The organism is Paenirhizobium daejeonense (assembly GCF_014280875.1).
In the GTDB taxonomy this organism is placed as follows: domain Bacteria; phylum Pseudomonadota; class Alphaproteobacteria; order Rhizobiales; family Rhizobiaceae; genus Allorhizobium; species Allorhizobium daejeonense.
In genome coordinates this window covers 301304-323443 of sequence record NZ_JACLAL010000003.1, presented here as the reverse complement: position 1 = coordinate 323443, position 22140 = coordinate 301304, and the positions used below count along the sequence as shown (strand labels likewise).

General features: G+C 60.3%; 13 protein-coding genes. 10 read left to right on the top strand and 3 right to left on the bottom strand.

All coding sequences use genetic code 11. The annotated features are described in order from the left end of the window. Window positions 1-62 precede the first annotated feature (62 nt). On the bottom strand, window positions 63-695 hold the full coding sequence (locus H4I99_RS08365; RefSeq protein ID WP_163900842.1) for a TetR family transcriptional regulator C-terminal domain-containing protein: 633 nt from the start codon (window positions 693-695) through the stop codon (window positions 63-65). A gap of 94 nt (window positions 696-789) precedes the next feature. Then, window positions 790-1494, bottom strand: coding sequence for a fumarylacetoacetate hydrolase family protein (locus H4I99_RS08360; protein ID WP_163900844.1), 705 nt, complete (start codon window positions 1492-1494; stop codon window positions 790-792). Window positions 1495-1762: 268 nt separating this feature from the next. Here H4I99_RS08360 and H4I99_RS08355 point away from each other — a divergent pair, with 268 nt between their 5' ends. Further along, window positions 1763-2221, top strand: coding sequence for a MarR family winged helix-turn-helix transcriptional regulator (locus tag H4I99_RS08355; RefSeq protein WP_163900846.1), 459 nt, complete (start codon window positions 1763-1765; stop codon window positions 2219-2221). Between the two features lie 15 nt (window positions 2222-2236). Here H4I99_RS08355 and H4I99_RS08350 read toward each other — a convergent pair whose 3' ends face one another. Next, entirely contained in the window at window positions 2237-3220 is a 984-nt protein-coding gene (locus tag H4I99_RS08350) for a zinc-dependent alcohol dehydrogenase family protein (protein ID WP_163900847.1), read from the bottom strand. Window positions 3221-3349: 129 nt separating this feature from the next. On the opposite strand from H4I99_RS08350, the gene mgtA reads away from it, so the two are divergent. From mgtA to glgC, 9 genes are all read left to right on the top strand, one after another. Further along, window positions 3350-5977 carry a magnesium-translocating P-type ATPase gene (gene mgtA, locus H4I99_RS08345; RefSeq protein ID WP_163900849.1) on the top strand — a complete coding sequence of 876 codons (2628 nt, stop codon included), beginning with the start codon at window positions 3350-3352 and terminating at the stop codon, window positions 5975-5977. A 416-nt stretch (window positions 5978-6393) separates the two neighbouring features. Further along, window positions 6394-7821, top strand: a complete 1428-nt coding sequence (locus H4I99_RS08340) for a mannose-1-phosphate guanylyltransferase/mannose-6-phosphate isomerase (RefSeq protein ID WP_163900851.1) — start codon at window positions 6394-6396, stop codon at window positions 7819-7821. Window positions 7822-7974: 153 nt separating this feature from the next. Next, a complete protein-coding gene (locus H4I99_RS08335) occupies window positions 7975-11301 on the top strand; it encodes a transglutaminase family protein (protein ID WP_163900853.1) in 3327 nt (1108 codons plus the stop codon). 8 nt (window positions 11302-11309) lie between these two features. Next, window positions 11310-13718 carry a circularly permuted type 2 ATP-grasp protein gene (locus tag H4I99_RS08330; RefSeq protein WP_163900855.1) on the top strand — a complete coding sequence of 803 codons (2409 nt, stop codon included), beginning with the start codon at window positions 11310-11312 and terminating at the stop codon, window positions 13716-13718. A gap of 4 nt (window positions 13719-13722) precedes the next feature. Further along, complete coding sequence (locus H4I99_RS08325; protein WP_163900857.1) at window positions 13723-14601, top strand: transglutaminase family protein; 879 nt, start codon at window positions 13723-13725, stop codon at window positions 14599-14601. Window positions 14602-14785: 184 nt separating this feature from the next. Next, window positions 14786-15910 (top strand): vWA domain-containing protein, encoded by a 1125-nt coding sequence (locus H4I99_RS08320; protein WP_244624981.1) that lies wholly within the window; start codon window positions 14786-14788, stop codon window positions 15908-15910. Between the two features lie 275 nt (window positions 15911-16185). Continuing rightward, complete coding sequence (locus H4I99_RS08315; protein ID WP_186663279.1) at window positions 16186-18645, top strand: glycogen/starch/alpha-glucan phosphorylase; 2460 nt, start codon at window positions 16186-16188, stop codon at window positions 18643-18645. Beyond that, the gene (glgB, locus tag H4I99_RS08310; protein ID WP_163900861.1) at window positions 18645-20858 is read left to right on the top strand and encodes a 1,4-alpha-glucan branching protein GlgB; all 2214 of its coding nucleotides are present in this window, start codon (window positions 18645-18647) and stop codon (window positions 20856-20858) included. The genes H4I99_RS08315 and glgB overlap by 1 nt, the downstream gene beginning before the upstream one ends. Window positions 20859-20872: 14 nt before the next feature. Further along, window positions 20873-22135: a glucose-1-phosphate adenylyltransferase gene (gene glgC / locus H4I99_RS08305; protein WP_163900862.1), complete on the top strand. Its 1263-nt coding sequence runs from the start codon at window positions 20873-20875 to the stop codon at window positions 22133-22135. Window positions 22136-22140: the final 5 nt, after the last annotated feature.

Below are 22140 nucleotides of genomic sequence, written 5' to 3'. Positions count from 1 at the left end.
ATGATACAACCCGGCAGCAGCAAGACAAGAAAAATTTAACGACCGTTCAATTTCCTTGAGGTTCACGATGTCGCGCGAGGCGCCGACGCATTGAGGAACACATCGGCCCAGCGTTCGCAAAGCCCGATTGCCTCGTCCGGCGTGAAGATCTCCGGGTTGAGGCACCATTCGAGCCACAGTCCGTCGAGCATAGCAACGATACCGATCGCGGCAAGCCTGACATCCGGTTCCGGCCAGCCGCGCGAGGCAAAGAAATCCTTCAGCAAGGCTGAAAGCAGGCGGCGATATCCGGCATAAGTGCGATCATGCACGTCCTTCATCGCCGGAGAATGTTCGATCATCCCCCAGAACACCACCCAGGTCCGGAGCGTGCTTCTTTCCATGACGGGAGCGGAAAGCGATGCTCGAAAATAGGCGCTCAGCCTGGCCCGCGGATCATGACCCGCTTCTGTGACCATGGTTTCGATGTTTTCGAGCAGGGCAAGCGAAAGCGTCTCATAGGCATGGCCGACCAGTTCGTCCTTGCCGCCATAGTGATGGTTGATAAGGCCGATCGAGATACCGGCCTCTTTGCTGATCTTGCGGATAGAAAGCCCGGCGTGCCCCTCCCGGGCGAGACACGCAAGCGTCGCCTCGATCAGCGTACGGCGCCGATCCTCGGGTAATTTACGTTCGAATTTGCCGAGTTCCGCCATGCCGCGAATCGAATTCCATCCATTTTCCAAGGATGTAGCATGTTTACGAACCCGACGCATGAATGCGAATCGAAATGACGCTTTCAGGCCAGCCTTACTCGGCGGGCCCTATTGTCAGCGCGAGGTCCCGCAGCCCGTCGATTCCACCGGTAATGACATCGCCCGCCACAACTGGGCCGACGCCGGCCGGTGTTCCCGTATAGATCAGGTCGCCGGGCGCAAGATGGTAGAAGCGCGACAGGTGGCTGACAATCTCCGGAACCGACCAGACCATATCAGACAGATGCGAATCCTGCCTCACCTCGTCTCCGACCTTCAGCCAGATGCGCTGCTTGCCGATGGCCGGAAAATCCCCGGTCTGCGTGATGTCCGAAATGATCGCCGACCGTTCGAAGGCCTTTCCGAAATCCCACGGACGCTGCTTCAAGCGGGAAGCCTGCTGCAAGTCGCGCCGGGTCATGTCGAGACCGCATGCATAGCCGTAGACTGCCTTCGGCGCATCCTCCACCGAGACACGGAATGCCGGTGCGCCGATGGCGATCACCAATTCCATCTCGTAGTGGAAATTCTCCGTGCCCGGCGGATAGGGAATGGTTGAGCCCGTCGGCGTGATCGCGCTAGCCGGCTTGGTGAAATAGAAAGGCTCCTCGCGGTCGACTTCGACGCCCATCTCGGCAGCATGGGCGGCATAATTGCGCCCGACACAGAAGATTCTGTGGACAGGATATCCTCTGGTCTCGCCCTTGACCGGGATGAGAGGGGTAGCGGGAATTTCGAAAAGTGGCTCAAGCGTGCTCAACGCATTCTCTCCTCGTCATGGCCGGCTCGATCCAGATGCGCAGCATCGAAACGGGTTTCGGCAAGTCTCATCAATGCTTAAGTCCACAGCGCGGTTGCCGCAAGGTCGGGCGGCAGGTGGATCGAAGCGATATTCGACCCGCCACTCAGCCCTTATTCCATCCGGCTGGCGTATCGCCCCTAACCCGGAATGAGCCCTTTTTTGCCAATCGGATAAGCGCTAGAGAAGGCGATCAAAAGCATCTGTTTGCGAGGGGGAGCGCATCTTCATGCTGGAAATCTACGAAATGCCCGGACACCTGATCCGGCGCTTGAACCAGACGGCCGTTTCCGTCTTCATGGATGAAACCGGCAAGAAGGGCTTTGATCTGACCCCCGTGCAATATGCGGCGCTCAACGCCATCGAGGCGACGCCCGGACTAGATCAGGCAACGCTTGCCAGCCACATCGCCTATGACAGGGTGACCATCGGTGGCGTGGTCGACCGGCTGGAGCAAAAGAACTGGGTACGACGGGAAACCAACCCGAAGGATCGTCGTGCCCGCACCCTTTACCTGACCGACAAGGGCAGCGAGACGCTGGCAGAAATCCGCCCGATCGTCCGGGAAACCCAGGCGCTGCTGCTGAGCGGTTTGTCAACAGTCGAACGCGAACAGTTCGTCGGCCTCCTGCAAAAGGCGTGCGAAGCGGTTAACGAACGCAGCCGGGCGCCACTGCGCATCACCTGAACCACTCCATCGAGATCACGGCACCAGCACCGCCGCACCCTGAAAGCGGCCGGCGCGCAGGTCGTCGAGTGCCTCGTTCGCCCTTTCCAGCGGATAGACCGTCGTGATGGTCTTCACCCCGGCGTGCGGAGCAAGATCGAGGAACTCCACGGCATCCGCCCGGGTGAGATTGGCAACCGAAAGGATCTGCCGCTCACCCCAGAGGATCGAATAGGGAAACTGAGGGATATCGCTCATATGGATGCCGCCGCACACCACGCGCCCGCCCTTGGCAACGGCACGCAGCGCGGCCGGCACCAGTGCGCCCACCGGCGCGAAGATGATGGCCGCATCGAGTTGCTTCGGCGGCGTCTCGTCCGAGCTTCCAGCCCAGACAGCGCCGAGAGACTTGGCCATGGCCTGCGCCGCATGGTCACCCTCGCGGGTGAAGGCGTAGACATCCCGTCCCTGATACACGCAGACCTGCGCGATGATATGGGCCGCCGCTCCGAAACCGAAGATCCCGATGCGACGCCCATCCCCCGCCATCTTGAGCGACCTCCAGCCGATCAGCCCGGCGCACATCAGCGGTGCGGCGGCAACGGGATCGGAAAAGCCGTCGAGCGGAAAGGCATAGGACGCATCGGCCACCACATAGCTGGCAAAACCGCCATCCCGCGTGTAGCCGGTGAAACCGGGCGTATCGCAGAGGTTTTCCCGGCCGCTCTCGCAATAGCTGCAGCATCCGCAGGTGTGCCCGAGCCATGGTATCCCAACCCGCCTTCCTGGCCGCAGGTTCGTGACACCATCACCGCAGCGTTCGACGATGCCGACGATTTCGTGTCCTGGAACAAGGGGAAGCTTCGGTTCAGTCAGGTCGCCGTCGACGACGTGCAGATCGGTGCGGCAGACGGCGCATGCCTCGACCCGCACAAGGATCTCGTCCGCGCCGGGAAGCGGATCTGGCCTCTCCTCGAACTGCAACGGTTGCCTGATGGCGTGCAGCACCATGGCTTTCATTTTTGCGATCTCCTTCGTCGTCCGCAATGACGATGTTGCAGGGATGGACTATGTTCGCCAACGCAAGGCAATCTCAAGACCGGAATCGCCTGCATCATTCTTAGCCAGCCCGCCCGGACGGATCCGTATATGTCTCTCACCCCCGGCAATTCAACAAACGGCGACATCCATCGGAATGCTTACTGGAGCCTGCCGCCCGATGACCTGTTCAGCCAGTTTCATTCCGGAAAGCAGGGTCTGACAAGCGCGGAAGCCGCCGAACGGCTGCGGCATTTCGGCCCCAACTCGCTGAAAGACGAAAACCGCTGGAGCGCCCTGCGCATCTTTCTGTCCCAGTTCGAAAGCCCGCTGGTGCTGATTCTCGTGGCCGCCGCAGCGATTTCGATCGTGGTCGGGGAGTGGCGCGAAGCGATCATCATCTCGCTGATCGTTCTCGCAAGCTGTATCCTGAGCTTTTATCAGGAATATTCCGCATCCGTCGCAGTCGAGAAACTGAAGGAGCGCATCGGTTTCAAGGCGCGGGTGCGCCGGGACGAAAAATTCGTCTCCATAGCCGCAGCCGAGGTCGTACCCGGCGACATCGTTGCCGTCTCCGCCGGCGATCTCATCCCCGCCGACGCCATCCTGATTTCGGCAACCGATCTCTTCGTCAGCCAGTCGGCCCTGACGGGCGAAACCTTTCCGGTCGAAAAGCATCCGGGCGAGCTTCCCACCGATACCGCACTGGCCAATCGCGCCAGCATGCTCTTCACAGGAGCCTCCGTACGTAGCGGCATGGGTGAGGCAATGGTCGTCGAGACCGGGGTCGAAACCGAATTCGGCAAGATTACCGCCCACCTTCAGGAAGAAACGCCGGAGACCGATTTCGCCCGGGGCATCCGCCGGTTCGGTTATCTCATGACGCGCGTCGCACTGATCATGGTGGTGGTGATCTTCGCCGGCAATGTCCTGCTTCAACGCCCGCTGGTCGACTCGCTGCTTTTCTCGCTGGCCATCGCCGTCGGTATCACGCCCGAACTGCTGCCCGCGATCGTCAGCCTCACGCTGTCGAGCGGTGCGCGCCGCATGGCCGCCGGCGGCGTTATCGTGCGACGGCTGGCTTCGATCGAAAATCTCGGCAGCATGAACCTGCTATGCACCGACAAGACCGGAACCCTTACCGAAGGTGTCGTCAGCCTCGACCGAGTCGAGGGACCGCTGGATGGCGCTCCGGACGGATTGCTCCGGCTTGCCGCCCTCAACGCCCGCCTGCAGAACGGTATGGCGAACCCGCTGGACGGTGCCATCGACAAGGCCGCCACTGCTGCAGCCATTCAGACGGACGCCTTCTCCAAGGTCGGCGAGATCCCCTATGATTTCATCCGCAAACGCCTCTCGGTGATCGTTCGCGAAAAAGACGGCGACCTGCTGATCGCGAAGGGAGCCGTCGCCAACATTCTCGAGGTCTCGAGCCATGTTATGCATGGGGATGAACCGAAGCCACTGGACGACGAAGCGCGTACGGCGCTCGCGAAGCGCTACGCCGATTGGAGCGATGAAGGCTTTCGCGTGCTGGGCATCGCCATCCGTCATTTTGCGCCATCGCGGGAACGCTACGGGCATGACGACGAAACCGGCCTCGCCTTTGCCGGCTTCCTGCTGTTCAGCGATCCGCCGAAGAGCGGTATCGCCGAAACGCTCGCGGCGATGGCCGAGCGCGGCGTCAAGGTGAAGGTGATCTCAGGCGATAACCGTTTCGTGGCCGCCCATCTTGCCCGCACGATAGGGCTAGCCTGCACGCATATACTGACTGGCGAAGAGCTGTCGAAACTGACGGATGAGGCGTTGGCGGCGCGCGCCGTTCGCACAGATCTCTTCGTCGAGATCGACCCGAACCAGAAACAGCGCATCGTCGCGGCACTTCGCGGGCGTGGCCATGTGGTCGGCTATCTTGGCGACGGCATCAACGATGCGCCCGCGCTGCATGAAGCCGATATCGGCATTTCCGTCGAAGGGGCCGCCGATGTCGCCCAGCAGGCCGCCGACATGGTGCTGGTCGACAAGAGTCTCGATGTACTGCTGGAAGGCATCGACAACGGACGCAGGACCTTCGCCAACACGATGAAATACGTGTCCTGCGCCATTAGCTCCAATTTTGGCAACATGATCAGCATGTCCTTTGCATCCTTCCTGTTGCCGTTCCAGCCGTTGCTCGCCAAGCAGATCCTGCTCAACAACTTCCTGGCCGACATTCCCTCTATGGCGATCGCCGGCGACAATGTTGATCCAGCAGCGGTGATGCATCCGCAACGCTGGAATATCGCCTATGTCCAGCGCTTCATGATCGTCTTCGGCCTGATCAGCACGCTTTTCGATTTTCTGACCTTCGGCTTCCTGCTCGCATTGACCGGCGAACACGCGGCGATCTTTCAGACGGGCTGGTTCGTGGAATCGCTCATCACCCAGCTCTCCACAGTTCTTGTCATTCGCACCAGGGCCCCCTTCTTCAGGAGTCGCCCGGGCCGTTGGCTCCTGCTGTCGACGCTCGCTATATCCTTGCTCGCCATCTCGCTTCCCTACATTCCCGGATCGGACTGGTTCGGCTTCGTGCACCTGCCCGTCGGCGTTCTCATCGGCCTGGCCGGCATCACCTTCGCGTATCTGGCGAGCACGGAAATCGCCAAGCACTGGTTCTTCAGCAAACCTCATGATCGTTTTTTTCACAGGAAGAGGCGTCGCAGGGGTCCCATGCCCGCAGCCGACGGACGCCGCCGATAAATACCCGGAACCGGGAAACTACAAAAAATTGCCGATTTCTTTTGGCGGAATGGAACAAACCCTGTAGCAGGCCGTTTGTTTACCGGTTGAAAATGCAAAACTGGTAAATGTCCGCCGATGCGTGTCGTTTCCGTCACCTTCACCTACGAAACCATCGATTCCGACAAGGAGCCCTTGCCGGCAGTGACGCCTTCTCCTGCCAGTATCGGCCCGGATATGGCCGTTTTCGCCCCCTGGACTATCCAGCCCTGCGCCCTGTGGTCTTGGAGATCCGGGCAAAAAATGCAACAAACCTCATCGATGCAAGGTAGAGCGTCGCAGTCGGATACTGGTGGGCATCCGCCCCCGCGCAAGACTGCTTTCTGATCTCTGCCCTTCGCATCGCCTCAAGCGCCCAACCGAAAGGCAAAGCAGAAATGACCTCGAAGATCGTACCCGTCATCATGGCAGGCGGAAAGGGAACGCGTCTGTGGCCGCTGTCGCGCGCAGCCGCGGCCAAGCAGTTTATCCGTTTCGTTGGAGACAAGACCCTCTTTCAGGGCACGTTGCTTCGGGTGGCTGACGGTGATCTTTACGAACCCGCGCTGGTTATCACAAATGAGGAGTTCCGCTTCCTCGTCGCCGAACAGGCCCGCGAACTGGATGCCAAGCTTTCCGGCATCGTGCTGGAACCCGAGGCCCGCAACACCGCCGCCGCCGTCGCGGCAGCCGCTGTGGTCGTGTCAGAACTTTATGGCGAAGATGCTATCATTCAGATCCTGCCGTCCGACCACGACATCGTCATCGACGATGCCTATCGCAACTGTGTCAAGGCAGCGGCAAAGGCTGCTCATGCTGGCAAGATCGTCACCTTCGGCATCACCCCGACAGAACCCGCTACCGGTTACGGCTATATCGAACTTGGCAAGGACCTCGGAGACGGTGCGTTCGGCGTCAAGCGCTTCGTAGAAAAGCCAAAGACCGAGGCCGCCGAAAAGATGATCGAGTCCGGTAACTTTTACTGGAACTCCGGCATGTTTGTCTTTTCCGTGAGCCAGATCCTTGCGGAACTGGAAAAATTCGCGCCGGAAGTGCTGGAAGCCGCCCGGTCGTCGGCAGAGGAAGCCACCAAGGATCTGGACTTCACCCGTCTCGACAAGGACGCCTTCGTCAAGAGCCCGAGCATCTCGATCGACTATGCGGTGATGGAAAAGACCCCCAATGCCGCCGTCATCCCCTCCCCGATCACCTGGTCGGATCTCGGAAGCTGGGATGCCGTCTGGAAGATCGGCCAGCCGGACGCCGACGGCAACGTCGTACACGGCAATGCGACGGTGATCGGCACCCGCAACTCGCTTGTCATGTCGCGCAACAGTCATCTCGCAGTGCAGGGCATGGACGGCGTCGCCGTCATCGCCAGCGAAGACGCCGTTTATGTTGGACGCCTCGACGAAAGCCAGAAGGTCGGCGATCTCGTGAAGCTTCTCGCGTCACGCAAGGAAACGGCCAATCTGACGGAAAACCACCCTACCTCGTTCCGGCCCTGGGGCGGTTATACCTCTGTGCTCAACGGCGAGCGCTTCCAGGTGAAGCGCCTCTTCGTCCATCCCGGCAAGAAGCTGTCGCTGCAGAAGCATCACCACCGCGCCGAGCACTGGGTGTGCGTCCGGGGCACAGCGGAAGTCACCATCGACGACAAGGTGACGATCCTGCACGAGAATCAGTCGATCTATATTCCGCAGGGTTCCGTGCACCGCCTTGCCAACCCCGGAAAGATCCAGCTCGAGATGATCGAGATCCAGACAGGCTCCTATCTCGGCGAAGACGACATCATTCGTCTGGTCGACGAATTCGGACGAAGCTAACCTATACAACCAAAATGACATGACATCTGCGAAAAACACGAGGCCCCGGGCGTATAAGCGTCCGGGGCCTGCTTGCTTTATGCCGCTGCATTGCACAAGATTGACTTTAACCCGGAAAACGGGATCGATAAGGGAACAGGGCAAGCAGCACGAATGTCGATCAAGGCCAGTATCTATCACCTCACCCATTATCAATATGACAACCCGGTGAGGCTAGGGCCGCAGATTATCCGCCTGAAGCCCGCAGCTCACTCCCGCACCAAGGTGCTCAGCCACTCGCTGAAGGTGACCCCGGCCAACCATTTCGTGAACCTACAGCAGGATCCCTACGGCAACTATCTCGCCCGCTTCGTCTTTCCGGACCCGGTGACCGAGTTCAAGATCGAGGTCGATCTTGTCGCCGATATGACCGTCTACAACCCCTTCGACTTCTTCACCGAAGAAGAAGCGGCGAAATGGCCTTTCGAATACCCGGCGGACATTCGCGAGGACCTCGCGATCTACATGAAGCCCGAGTCAGATTGCCCGGCACTCGACGCTTACATGGAAACCGTCGACAAGACGCCCGGCCAGGGCACCGTAGACATGGTGGTCGGCCTGAACGCTCGCCTGCAGCAGGAAATCGGCTACGTTATCCGTATGGAACCCGGCGTACAGCAACCCGACGAGACGCTGACGCTCGCCAAGGGTTCGTGTCGCGACACGAGCTGGCTGCTCGTCCAGATCCTGCGCCGCCTCGGCCTCGCCGCACGCTTCGTCTCCGGTTACCTGATCCAACTCGCACCGGACCTCAAGGCGCTGGACGGCCCATCGGGAACCGAAGTGGATTTCACCGACCTCCATGCCTGGGCGGAGGTCTATATTCCCGGCGCAGGCTGGATCGGCCTTGACCCCACGTCCGGCCTCCTGACGGGCGAAAGCCATATCCCGCTTGCGGCAACCCCGCATTACAGGAACGCCGCCCCTATTTCCGGCGGCTATTTCGGCGAGGCCAAAACCGAGTTCGCCTTCGACATGCAAGTGAAGCGCGTTTCAGAACATCCACGCATCACAAAACCCTTCTCCGACGAAAGCTGGGATGCGCTCAACGCGCTTGGTCAAAAAGTCGACCGTTCGCTGCTCGCCGGGGATGTGCGGCTTACCATGGGCGGCGAACCGACCTTCGTCTCCATCGACGACTTCCAGTCCGACGAGTGGAACACCGCCGCCGTCGGTCCGACCAAACGGGAAAAGGCAGACGAACTGATCCGCCGCCTGCGGCAGCGTTTCGCACCGGGCGGTTTCCTGCATTATGGACAGGGCAAATGGTACCCCGGCGAAAGCCTGCCGCGCTGGACCTTCTCGCTCTACTGGCGCCGCGATGGCTTGCCGGTCTGGAAAAACCCCGACCTGATCGCCGTCGAAAGTCGAGACCATAAAGTCACCCACGAAGACGCCTCGCGTCTCCTGCAGGCAATCGCCACCGAGCTCGATATAGAGCCCGAAAATGTGGTGGCCGCCTACGAGGACCCGGCGGAATGGATCGTCAAGGAGGCGAACCTTCCCGAAAACGTCGATCCTTCCAATTCGAAGCTCAAGGATCCGGAAGAGCGCAGCCGCATCGCCAAGGTCTTCTCCAACGGTCTTACCACCCCGGCTGGGTATGTCCTGCCGGTGCAGGCCTGGCAGTCGCGCGTTTCCGGCCGCACCTGGGTCAGCGAAAAATGGCGAACCCGCCGTGGTCGCCTTTACCTCGTTCCCGGCGACAGCCCGGTCGGTTTCCGCCTGCCGCTGAATTCCCTGCCCTACATTTCGCCGTCCTGGTATCCGTACATCAACCCGGTCGATCCAACCGTGGAAAAACCCCCATTGCCCGATTTCTCGACGGACAAGGGCAGAGGCATGCCGGAGCACTCCTTTCAGCGTGACATCGCCCAGCAGGCCCACATGCCGCAATCATACGAAGAGATCGGCGGTCGTGTTCGCACCGCGATCTCCGTCGAAGTCCGCGATGGCCGGCTCTGCATCTTCATGCCGCCAACAGCAGCGTTGGAGGAATATCTCGATCTTCTCGCCTCCGCAGAGCGCGCGGCGAGTGCCCTGAACCTGCCGGTCCACATCGAAGGCTACACTCCGCCACACGACGAACGCCTGAACGTCATCCGTGTCGCGCCGGACCCCGGCGTCATCGAGGTCAACATTCACCCGGCCTACAACTGGCAGGACTGTGTCGACACAACCTCGGCGATCTACGAGGAAGCGCGGCAGTCGCGCCTCGGCGCCGAAAAGTTCATGATCGACGGACGGCATACCGGCACTGGCGGAGGCAATCACGTCGTCGTTGGCGGCGCTACCCCCAACGACAGCCCCTTCCTGCGTCGCCCGGATCTGCTGAAGAGTCTTGTCCTGCACTGGCAGCGTCACCCCTCGCTGTCCTACCTGTTCTCCGGCATGTTCATCGGTCCGACCAGTCAGGCTCCGCGCATCGATGAAGCCCGCCACGACAGCCTATATGAACTGGAAATTGCCCTCACACAGATTCCGATGCCAGGCGACGGCCAACCGCCGCCGTTGCCGTGGCTGGTCGACCGGCTTTTCCGCAACCTCTTGGTCGATGTCACCGGCAACACGCACCGCTCGGAAATCTGCATCGACAAGCTGTTTTCGCCGGATGGACCGACGGGTCGCCTCGGCCTCGTCGAGTTCCGTGGTTTCGAAATGCCGCCGAATGCACGCATGTCGCTTGCCCAGCAGCTTCTCATCCGCGCGCTCATCGCCCGCTTCTGGAAGAACCCGATCACAGGCAACTTCGTCCGCTGGGGCACTGCGCTACACGACCGCTTCATGCTGCCCTATTACGTCTGGCAGGATTTCCTGGAAGTGCTTGCCGACCTGCGCGACAACGGCTTCGACTTCAAGCCGGAATGGTTCGAGGCCCAGCTCGAATTCCGCTTCCCCTTCTATGGCGAAGTGGAATACGGCGACTCGCGACTGGAACTGCGTCAGGCGCTGGAGCCCTGGCATGTCATGGGGGAACAGGGCGCAATCGGCGGTACCGTGCGTTACGTCGATTCGTCGGTGGAACGGCTGCAGGTGAAGCTCGACACGCCCAATCCCGCCCGCTTCGCGGTCGCCTGCAACGGCCGCCGCGTACCCTTGACCCCGACGCGCACCAATGGCGTGGCGGTCGCCGGCGTCCGCTACAAGGCATGGCAACCCGCCTCGGGCCTACACCCTGTCCTGCCGGTCAACACACCGCTAACATTTGACATTTACGATACGTGGTCCGGCCGTTCGATCGGTGGATGCGTATATCATGTGGCCCATCCAGGCGGCAGAAACTACGACACCTTCCCTGTGAACGGCAATGAAGCAGAAGCCAGGCGGCTTGCACGTTTCGAGCCTTGGGGCCATACAGCGGGTAATTATCCCTTGTGGCCGGAAACCGTGGCGCCGGAATTTCCGCATACATTGGATCTGAGAAGACCCCAGGGCATGTGAAAGAGGATATGACCAACCAGACGGTGGCCGAAGAGCTGGAAGACGAAATCAGCGAGACGCGAAGCATGAGTTATCGGGCATTGCCGGGCGCAGCCGACGAGATGCTGGATAACAACGGCGCCATTCGTCCCGTGTGGCAGCGCTTCGTGAACTCCATCGACCGGCTGTCCGAGCACGAACTGCACGAGCGCTTCGCTCGTGCAGACCGCTATCTGCGGGATGCGGGCGTGTTTTATCGCGCCTATGGCGCCAACGGTTCGAGCGAGCGTGCCTGGCCCTTTTCCCATATACCTGTTCTGATCGCGGAAAAGGAATGGCAGGTGCTGGCCGAAGGCCTGGTGCAGCGTGCCAACCTGCTGGAGGCCGTCGTCTCCGATATCTACAACGACAATCGGCTTGTTCAGGAAGGCTTCATTCCACCGCAACTGATTGCCGGAAATCCGGAATTCCTGCGCCCCCTGGTCGGCATCAAACCGGCCGGCGGACACTATCTGCATTTCTGTTCCTTCGAGATCGGTCGCGGGCCTGATGGCAACTGGTGGGTGCTTTCCGATCGTACACAGGCCCCCTCCGGTGCAGGTTTCGCCTTGGAAAACCGGGTTGCGACCACTCGCGCCTTCTCCGACATCTACGCGGAAACCCATGTTCATCGCCTCGCCTCCTTTTTCGGGGCATTCCGCGACACCTTACAATCCCGCAAACAGCATGCCGACGACCGCATCGCCGTGCTCTCTCCCGGTCCTGCCAACGAAACCTATTTCGAGCATGCCTATATCGCCCGCTATCTCGGTATCATGCTGCTGGAAGGCGAGGATCTGGCCGTCGTCAACGGCCGGGTCATGGTGCGCACCGTCGCCGGCCTGAAGCCGATCAGCGTCCTCTGGCGCCGCCTCGATGCCGCCTATGCCGATCCTCTGGAACTCAACCAGAATTCCCATATCGGTACGCCGGGCATGGTGCAGGCACTGCGCAACGGGGCGGTGACCTTCGTTAACGCGCTCGGCTCAGGCATTCTCGAAACGCGGGCGCTGCTTGCTTTCATGCCGACCATCTGTCGCCATCTGCTCGGCGAGGATCTGGCGCTGCCCTCCATCGCCACCTGGTGGTGCGGCCAGAAGTCCGAGCGAGAGCATGTGGCCCGCAACCTCGATCGCATGGTGATCGGCCCCGCCTATTCACGGCTTCCCTTCTTTGATGACAACGGCCGCTCGCAGCTAGGCGCCTCGCTGTCAAAGGAGCAACACATATCCATGCTGGAACGCATGGAGGCCGAGGGCGGCAAACTGGTCGGTCAGGAGGTCGTTACCCTCTCGACCACCCCGGCCTTTGTCGATGGCAAGCTCACACCTCGTCCGATGAGCCTCCGCGTTTACGCAGCCCGCACCAGGGATGGCTGGCAAATCATGCCAGGCGGCTTCGCCCGGATCGGCAGTGGCGACGACGTTTCGGCAATCGCCATGCAATCGGGGGGAAGTGCCGCCGATGTCTGGATCGTTTCCGAAAAGCCTGTTGACCGCACCTCGCTGCTCCCGGCGGAGGAAAGCTTCACCCGCAACATGCCGGGCAGCCTGCCGAGCCGGGCGGCCGACAACCTCTATTGGCTCGGCCGCTACATCGAACGGGCAGAAGGTGCATTGCGCATCCTGCGCGCATGGCACGGACGCTTCGCCGAATCGGCGGATCCCGACCAGCCCCTTCTCGCCTATGTGACGCGCTACCTGTCCGACCTCGATGTCGACATGAAACATGGCGTGCCGGAAAGCATGATGCGCAACATCGACAGCGCCGTTTATTCCGCAAGCAACATCCGCGACCGCTTCTCGCCGGACGGCTGGCTGGCGCTGAATGATCTCGCAAAGACAGCGCGACGCTTCCACGATACCGTCAGGCATGGCGACGACGCTGCCCATGCGATGACAATCCTGCTGCGCAAGCTCGCGGGCTTCGCCGGCCTCGTGCATGAAAACATGTACCGCTTCACCGGCTGGCGCTTTCTGACTGTCGGCCGCTTCCTCGAACGCGGACTGCACATGACGCGGCTACTCGGCCACATGAGCGCCGACGCGGCACCGGATGGTTCACTCGACATGCTGCTGGAGATTGGCGACAACGTGATGACCCATCGTCGCCGCTACAATGTCAACACGGCCAAGCTTACCGTGACCGACCTGCTGGCGCTCGACCCGCTGAACCCGCGTTCCATTCTGTTCCAGCTCAACGAAATCCGTACCGAACTGGAACAGCTGCCGAACGCCTTCGTCAACGGGCAGATGTCGCCGCTCTACCGCGAGGCTATGCGCCTTCATTCCGGCCTTGCGGTGATGACGCCGGAGACGATGACGCCGGAAATCTACGCCACCCTCGAACGCGAACTCGAGAAACTGTCCGACATCCTTGCCAACACCTATCTCGGATAGTCCGATGCTATACGATCTCACGCTTCACATCGGCTATACCTACGACGTTCCGGTTTCGGGCTCCCATCACGTCCTGCGTGTACTGCCTCTATCCCTCTCTGATCGCCAGAGGCTTGTCGCGGGCGCTGTCAGGATAGATCCGCAACCGGACGAGACCAGCAACTTCGTCGACTTCTTTCAGCATCCGGCAACCTCCATCATGCTGCGAGCACAACACGAGAAACTCGATATCCGCATGCAGGCGCGCGTCATGGTGCAGCCGCACGCGATCACTGCCGACTTCTCCCCGATCCTCGAAAAACTGCCGGAAGAGCTTGCCGATTTCTGGTCCGTCGAACCGGATTCGCCGCATCATTTTCTCGGTCCAAGCCCCCGTCTAAACGAAGTCCCGGAAATTGCGGCGTATGCGGCAAAGACTATCAAGCGGGGATTGACGGTGCGACAGATCGCCGAAACGCTCTGCGCCAGGATTCATTCGGACTTCCGATACGACCCGGATGCGACCACGGTGGACACTACGCCGTCCGAATCCTTCGCACTAAAGCGAGGCGTCTGCCAGGACTTCTCCCACGTAATGATCATCGCTCTCAGAAGCCTTGGCATACCCGCAGGCTATGTCAGCGGCTTCCTGCGCACCATCCCGCCACCCGGCAAGGAGCGCCTGGAAGGAGCCGACGCAATGCATGCCTGGGTCCGTGTCTGGTGTGGCGAAACCACGGGCTGGATCGAACTTGATCCCACCAATAACATCGCCGTCAGCAGCGACCATGTCGTAGTGGCCTATGGCCGCGACTATTCCGATGTCGCTCCGGTCATCGGCGTGCTGAAGAGCTACGGCAGCCATCAGACGGTGCAGGCGGTCGACGTCATTCCGGTAAAATGACGACTGGCCCGCGCTCATCGCGGGAAACATTAAAATCCTAGTATCTCGCTTAAATCGAATATCAGATTTTTCGGATATCCAGCCATCAAGATATTCCATCGAGTGGATCAAGATGATGACTGGTTCAGTAAAGACAAGTACTTTTTTCCGCCGGTTCGCAACAGATCGCAATGGCAATTTCGGCATGATGACAGCGATTCTGCTGCCGGTGACGCTCGCCATCGCCGGGCTCGCGATGGACATGACCCAGGTGATACAAGTGCGCTCAGCCCTGCAGGATGCTGCCGACTCGGCAGCGCTTTCTGCAGCATCGGCGCTAGCAAACAATGACAAGATGACAGACGCGGAGGCCATCGAACAGGCAAAGTTGTTCATGGCGGCCCAGTTCATGAACACCAGCGGCACCAGCGACACCGCGGTGGATCCGGAAGCCGCGAAAAAGTCACAGGAAGAGCTTGCGGACGGAGCGGTGGCGAGCGTCCAACGCACCAACGGCAAAGGCCAAGGCAAGACCTTCGACGTGACCCTCAATGGCCATTACGATGTCGCGATGAATGCCCTAACGCGGCTCCTCGGTTACGAATCGATGCGTGTCAGCGTATCCGCCACGTCCCGCAGCACGACGGAAAGCAAGAACGCCCTGTCGATGTTCCTCGTCCTCGACCGTTCTGGCTCGATGGGCGATACCACCTCGACATCCTACACGGCAACATGCACGTCTTACGGGCGGACCACAAGCTGCACCAAGTATTACACGAAGATCGAAGCCCTCAAACTCGCCGTTAAGGATCTGTCCACTCAGCTAAACCTAGCCGATCCTGACAAAATGTATGTGCGCACGGCAGCGGTTTCCTACAACTCCGCCATGCAGACGCCCACGACGCTGGAATGGGGCACCTCCACTGCAGTAAACTATGTGAATGCACTGACTGCATCGGGCAATACTGACTCTTCGAATGCCATGAAGACCGCCTATTCTAAGGTAGCAGCAGCCAGCGAGGCGACCGCTCACGAAACAAAGAACGGCCAAAAAGACCCGTCCCGGTTCATCATCTTCATGACCGACGGCGCAAACAACATTTCCAACGCCGATACCTCCACCAGGGCGACCTGCGCTAGCGCCAAGACCAGCGGTGTAGAGATCTACAGCGTCGCCTTCATGGCGCCCGAGCAAGGCCGGAACCTGCTGAAAGACTGCGCAACCGACAGTTCGCATTACTATGACGCCACGAATGCTGCCGAACTCGTTGCAGCCTTCAAGGAGATCGGCGAAAAGGCGACAGCAGCCACGACACGCCTGACCAATTAATGGACAGGCGGAGACACAACCGCTACAGACAAAGCGCCGTGGCGACAAACGCCACGGCTTTTTTTGTTTAAAAAATACGCAGTGACATAAATCCTGAAAATTCAGCGATTTATAAAGAACACATAGTCCGCGCACCAATCCGGCATTTGCCGATTTCCTGTGTTGCAAGTGTTTCATAACGGTGCGTAAACTGCGGAAAATCGACCATGCGCCGATGCTCCCAGAATCGGCGAAGCACCCCCGGTAAAGCTGCTCCAACCTTAGGCGGTATCATGATCAAGACCCTCAGCAAAGCGGACCTGCCCTTGCCGAAGCCACGCGTTTCCGACCCGGAAGTGCTGGCCGCCGAAATCATCGAGCGACTGACATACGGTATCGGCAAGGACGCCAAGGTGGCGACACCGCATGACTGGCTGACGGCAACGATCCTCGTAGTGCGTGATCGCATCATCGATAAGTGGATGGAATCGACCCGTGCCACCTACGCCAACAACGCCAAGCGTGTCTATTATCTCTCGCTCGAATTCCTGATCGGTCGCCTGATGCGCGACGCCATGTCCAATCTCGGCCTGATGGACGAGATCCGCCAGGCGCTCGGATCGCTCGGCGTCGAACTCGATGTCATCGCCGGCCTCGAACCCGATGCTGCGCTGGGCAACGGCGGTCTCGGTCGTCTCGCCGCCTGCTTCATGGAATCGCTCGCTACCGTCGACATCCCGGCCTATGGCTACGGCATCCGCTACGTCCACGGCCTCTTCCGCCAGCAGATGGCGGATGGCTGGCAGGTCGAGCTGCCGGAAACCTGGCTGGCTCACGGCAACCCATGGGAATTCGAACGGCGGGAAAGCTCCTACGAAATCGGCTTCGGCGGCGGTGTCGAGACGGCCAACGGCCAGAACGACGAAACGCGTTTCGTCTGGAAGCCGAGCGAGCGCGTCATCGCCACGGCCTACGACACGCCCGTTGTAGGCTGGCGCGGCGAACGGGTGAACACGCTTCGCCTCTGGTCGGCCCAGCCGATAGACCCCATTCTCCTCGATGCCTTCAATGCGGGCGATCACATCGGAGCGCTTCGCGAAAGCAACAAGGCAGAAACGCTGACCCGCGTGCTCTACCCGGCAGACGCGAACGCCGCCGGTCAGGAACTGCGTCTCCGCCAGGAATATTTCTTCTGTTCGGCATCGCTGCAGGACATCCTGCGCCGGCACTTGCAGCAGGGTAATCCGCTCTCCGCGCTACCGGACAAGGTTTCGATCCAGCTGAACGACACGCATCCGGCCGTTTCGGTAGCGGAACTGATGCGACTTCTTTGCGATATTCACGGCGTCGATTTCGATACCGCCTGGGAAATCACTTGGAAAACATTCTCCTACACAAACCACACGCTTTTGCCCGAAGCATTGGAAAGCTGGCCCGTCCCTCTGTTCGAGCGACTGCTGCCGCGCCACATGCAGATGGTTTACGCCATCAACGCCAAGATCCTGCTTGATGCTCGCAAGAACCGGTCCTTTTCCGACCCGGAAATCCGCCGTATCTCGCTGATCGACGAGAGCGGCGACCGGCGTGTGCGCATGGGCAACCTCGCCTTCATCGGCTCGCACAGCATCAACGGCGTTTCCGCCCTGCACACGGAATTGATGAAGGAAACGGTCTTCGCCGATCTTCACAAGCTCTATCCCGACCGCATCAACAACAAGACCAACGGCATTACACCGCGCCGGTGGCTGATGCAGTGCAATCCGCAGCTGACGTCGCTGCTGCGCGAAGCAATCGGTGACGATTTCCTCGACGATGCCGGCAAGCTGACGGCGCTCGACGCCTTTGCCGACGATGCGTCGTTCCAGGAGAAGTTCGCCGCTGTCAAGCGTGCCAACAAGGAGCGTCTGGCCAATCTGGTCGCCAGCCGCATGGGCATCCGCCTCGACCCGTCCGCCATGTTCGACATCCAGATCAAGCGGATCCACGAATACAAGCGCCAGCTTCTCAACATCATCGAGACAGTTGCGCTCTTCGACCAGATCCGCTCCCATCCGGAGCGGGACTGGGTACCGCGCGTCAAGCTCTTTGCCGGCAAGGCCGCGCCGAGCTATCACAACGCCAAGCTCATCATCAAGCTCGCCAACGACGTCGCCCGCGTTGTGAACAACGACCCCTCCGTTCGAGGCCTGCTGAAGGTCGTCTTCATTCCGAACTACAATGTCTCGCTGGCCGAGGTCATGGTACCGGCGGCCGATCTTTCCGAACAAATTTCGACGGCCGGCATGGAAGCCTCGGGAACCGGCAACATGAAGTTCGCGTTAAACGGTGCGCTCACCATCGGCACGCTGGACGGGGCGAATGTGGAAATGCGCGACCATGTTGGTGAGGAGAACATCGTGATCTTTGGCAAGACGGCGGAAGAAGTCGGCAAGGCCCGTGCTGAGGGTTACAATCCGCGGGCAACCATCGAAGGTTCACGCGAGCTGTCACAGGCCCTTTCGGCCATTGCCTCAGGCGTTTTCTCACCGGATGATCGCGATCGCTTCTCCGACCTGATCAATGGTATCTACCAGCACGACTGGTTCATGGTCGCCGAAGACTTCGATTCCTACGCTAAGGCCCAGCGCGATGTTGATGCGATCTGGACGGATCCTGCTAGCTGGTATGGCAAGACCATCCGCAACACCGCCCGAATGGGCTGGTTCTCATCCGACCGCACGATCCGTCAGTACAACTCCGATATCTGGAGAGCCTGATGGCGAAGTCACCGAAGACCATCGGTGACGCCCTTCAGCCGGAGGTTCCTTCGGCTTCGGAGGTTGCGGCCATTATCGCAGGCGTCCACAGTGATCCCTTCGCGGTGCTGGGTATTCATCAGACTGACAGGGGGTTCTGCGCCCGTTGTTTTATCCCCGGTGCAGAAACCGTCACCGCGGTGGCACTCAACGGCCAGGACCTCGGTGAACTGCGCCAGATTGATCCGGCGGGATTTTTCGCCGGACCGGTGGCGGTCGGCGGCTTCCATCCGCTTCGCTATAGGGCCTGCCGGGGCGATGCCGAATGGACGGTCACGGACCCTTATAGCTTTGGCCCTGTGCTTGGGCCGATGGACGATTACTTCGTTCGCGAAGGCTCGCATCTCAGGTTGTTCGACAAAATGGGCGCCCATCCTCTGAAGCACCAGGGCGTCGACGGTTTCCATTTCGCTGTGTGGGCGCCAAACGCCGAGCGCGTCTCAATCGTCGGCGATTTCAACGAATGGGATGGCCGCCGACACGTCATGCGGCTTCGCCGGGATACCGGTATATGGGAAATATTTGCCCCCGATGTCCGCCCTGGAGCGGCCTACAAATTTGAGATCATCGGCAAGGACGGCGTGTTGCAGCCGCTGAAGGCCGACCCCTATGCGCGCCGTGCCGAGCTGCGCCCGAAAAACGCCTCGATCACCGCGCCCGAACTGGAGCAGGAGTGGGATGACGAGGCTCATCGCCAGCATTGGGCAAGCGTGGACCAGCGTCGCCAGCCGATCAGCATCTACGAAGTGCACGCCGGCTCCTGGCAGCGTCGCGACGACGGCTCACTCCTGAGCTGGGATGAGCTGGCTGACCGACTGATCCCCTATTGTTCGGACATGGGCTTCACCCATATCGAGTTCTTGCCGATCAGCGAGCATCCCTATGATCCGTCATGGGGCTATCAGACGACCGGGCTTTATGCGCCCACCGCCCGTTTCGGGGAGCCGGAAGGTTTCGCCCGCTTTGTCAACGGCTGCCACAAGGTCGGCATCGGCATCATTCTCGACTGGGTTCCCGCCCATTTTCCAACCGACGCCCACGGCCTTCGCTGGTTCGACGGTACAGCACTTTACGAGCATGCCGATCCTCGTCAGGGCTTCCATCCGGACTGGAACACGGCGATCTACAATTTCGGCCGCAGCGAGGTCCTGTCCTACCTCATCAATAATGCACTCTACTGGACGGAGAAGTTCCATCTGGACGGCCTGCGTGTCGATGCGGTCGCCTCGATGCTCTACCTCGACTACTCCCGCAAGGAAGGCGAATGGGTGCCCAACGAGTATGGCGGGCGCGAGAACCTGGAAGCCGTGCGCTTCCTTCAGAATATGAACCGGCTGGTGTATGGCGCCCATCCGGGCGTGATGACCATCGCGGAGGAATCCACCTCCTGGCCCAAGGTTTCACAGCCGGTCCACGAAGGCGGCCTCGGTTTCGGCTTCAAGTGGAACATGGGCTTCATGCACGACACGCTGAGCTATTTCTCGCGCGATCCGGTGCACCGCAAGTTCCACCATCAGGAGATCACCTTCGGTCTTCTCTATGCCTTCTCTGAGAATTTCGTCCTGCCGATCTCCCATGACGAAGTCGTGCATGGAAAGGGCTCGATGATCGCCAAGATGGCGGGCGACGACTGGCAGAAGTTCGCCAATCTCAGGAGCTACTACGCCTTCATGTGGGGTTATCCCGGCAAGAAGCTGCTGTTCATGGGACAGGAATTCGCCCAGTGGAGCGAATGGAGCGAAAGCCGTCCGCTCGACTGGAACCTGCTCCAGTATGCCCTCCACGAAGGCATGCGGCGTCTCGTGCGCGACCTCAACTTCACCTACCGCTCCAAGCCCGCGCTTCACGCCCGTGATTGCGAGGGCGACGGCTTCGAATGGCTGATCGTCGACGATCACGACAATTCGGTGTTTGGCTGGCTGCGCAAGGCGCCGGGCCAGAAACCGATTGCCGTCATCTGCAACTTCACGCCCGTCTATCACGAGCGTTACACGGTGTCGCTGCCCGCTGCGGGCCGCTGGCGGGAGATCCTGAATACCGATGCCGAGATCTATGGCGGCAGCGGCAAGGGCAATGGCGGCCGCGCAGAAGCACGCGCCGGTGCCGATGGTCGCGCAACGGCAACCATCACCCTGCCGCCTCTCGCCGTCATCATGCTCGAACAAGAAAATTGATGCGGGAGGACGAAATGACGGAAAAGCGGATCCAGCCCTTGGCGCGCGATGCCATGGCCTATGTTCTCGCGGGTGGTCGCGGCAGCCGGTTGAAGGAACTGACTGACCGGCGCGCCAAGCCCGCGGTCTATTTCGGCGGCAAGGCCCGCATCATCGATTTCGCGCTGTCGAACGCGCTCAACTCCGGCATCCGTCGCATCGGCGTCGCCACCCAGTACAAGGCGCATTCGCTCATCCGCCATCTGCAGCACGGCTGGAACTTCTTTCGTCCGGAACGTAACGAAAGCTTCGACGTCCTGCCCGCCTCGCAACGCGTGTCCGAAACCCAGTGGTATGAAGGCACGGCCGACGCCGTCTATCAGAACATCGACATCATCGAGTCCTACGGCCCGGAATACATGGTGATCCTGGCTGGCGACCACATCTATAAGATGGACTACGAGCAGATGCTCCAGCAGCACGTCGATTCCGGCGCCGACGTGACGATCGGTTGCCTGGAAGTGCCGCGCGAGGAAGCGACGGGCTTCGGCGTCATGCATGTCGATGAAAAGGACGACATCATTGCCTTCGTCGAGAAGCCGGCCGACCCGCCGGGAATTCCGGGCAATGAGGACTTCGCCCTTGCCTCGATGGGCATCTATGTCTTTCACACCAGTTTCCTGATGGATGTCCTACGCCGCGACGCAGCCGACCCTGCATCGAGCCGCGATTTCGGCAAGGATATCATTCCCTACATCGTTTCCAACGGTAAGGCAGTCGCCCACCGGTTCGCCCGCTCCTGCGTACGTTCCGATTTCGAACGCACGCCCTACTGGCGCGACGTCGGCACGATCGACGCCTATTGGCAGGCCAATATCGACCTGACGGACATCGTTCCCGACCTCGATCTTTACGACAAAAGTTGGCCGATCTGGAGCTATGCCGAGATCACGCCGCCGGCAAAATTCGTGCATGACGACGAGGGCCGCCGCGGGTCTGCGATCTCCTCGCTGGTCTCCGGCGACTGCATCATCTCCGGCTCGACGCTGTTGAGGAGCCTACTGTTTACCGGCGTGCGCGCCAATTCCTATTCCCGCCTTGAAGGCGCAGTCATCCTTCCAAAGGTCCAGATCGGACGCCACGCCCGCCTGACCAATGTGGTCATCGACCATGGGGTGGTGATCCCCGAAGGTCTGGTGGTCGGGGAGGATCCGGAAATCGACGCCCGTCGGTTCCGTCGCTCCGAGAATGGAGTCTGCCTGATTACCCAGACGATGATCGACAAACTGGATATTTGAGCCTG

Coding starts and splice junctions, on each gene's coding strand:
- H4I99_RS08365 (WP_163900842.1), bottom strand. CDS start 695: ATGGCGGAACTCGGCAAATTCGAACGTAAATTACCCGAGGATCGGCGC.
- H4I99_RS08355 (WP_163900846.1), top strand. CDS start 1,763: ATGCTGGAAATCTACGAAATGCCCGGACACCTGATCCGGCGCTTGAAC.
- H4I99_RS08350 (WP_163900847.1), bottom strand. CDS start 3,220: ATGAAAGCCATGGTGCTGCACGCCATCAGGCAACCGTTGCAGTTCGAG.
- mgtA (WP_163900849.1), top strand. CDS start 3,350: ATGTCTCTCACCCCCGGCAATTCAACAAACGGCGACATCCATCGGAAT.
- H4I99_RS08340 (WP_163900851.1), top strand. CDS start 6,394: ATGACCTCGAAGATCGTACCCGTCATCATGGCAGGCGGAAAGGGAACG.
- H4I99_RS08335 (WP_163900853.1), top strand. CDS start 7,975: ATGTCGATCAAGGCCAGTATCTATCACCTCACCCATTATCAATATGAC.
- H4I99_RS08330 (WP_163900855.1), top strand. CDS start 11,310: ATGACCAACCAGACGGTGGCCGAAGAGCTGGAAGACGAAATCAGCGAG.
- H4I99_RS08325 (WP_163900857.1), top strand. CDS start 13,723: ATGCTATACGATCTCACGCTTCACATCGGCTATACCTACGACGTTCCG.
- H4I99_RS08320 (WP_244624981.1), top strand. CDS start 14,786: ATGATGACAGCGATTCTGCTGCCGGTGACGCTCGCCATCGCCGGGCTC.
- glgB (WP_163900861.1), top strand. CDS start 18,645: ATGGCGAAGTCACCGAAGACCATCGGTGACGCCCTTCAGCCGGAGGTT.
- glgC (WP_163900862.1), top strand. CDS start 20,873: ATGACGGAAAAGCGGATCCAGCCCTTGGCGCGCGATGCCATGGCCTAT.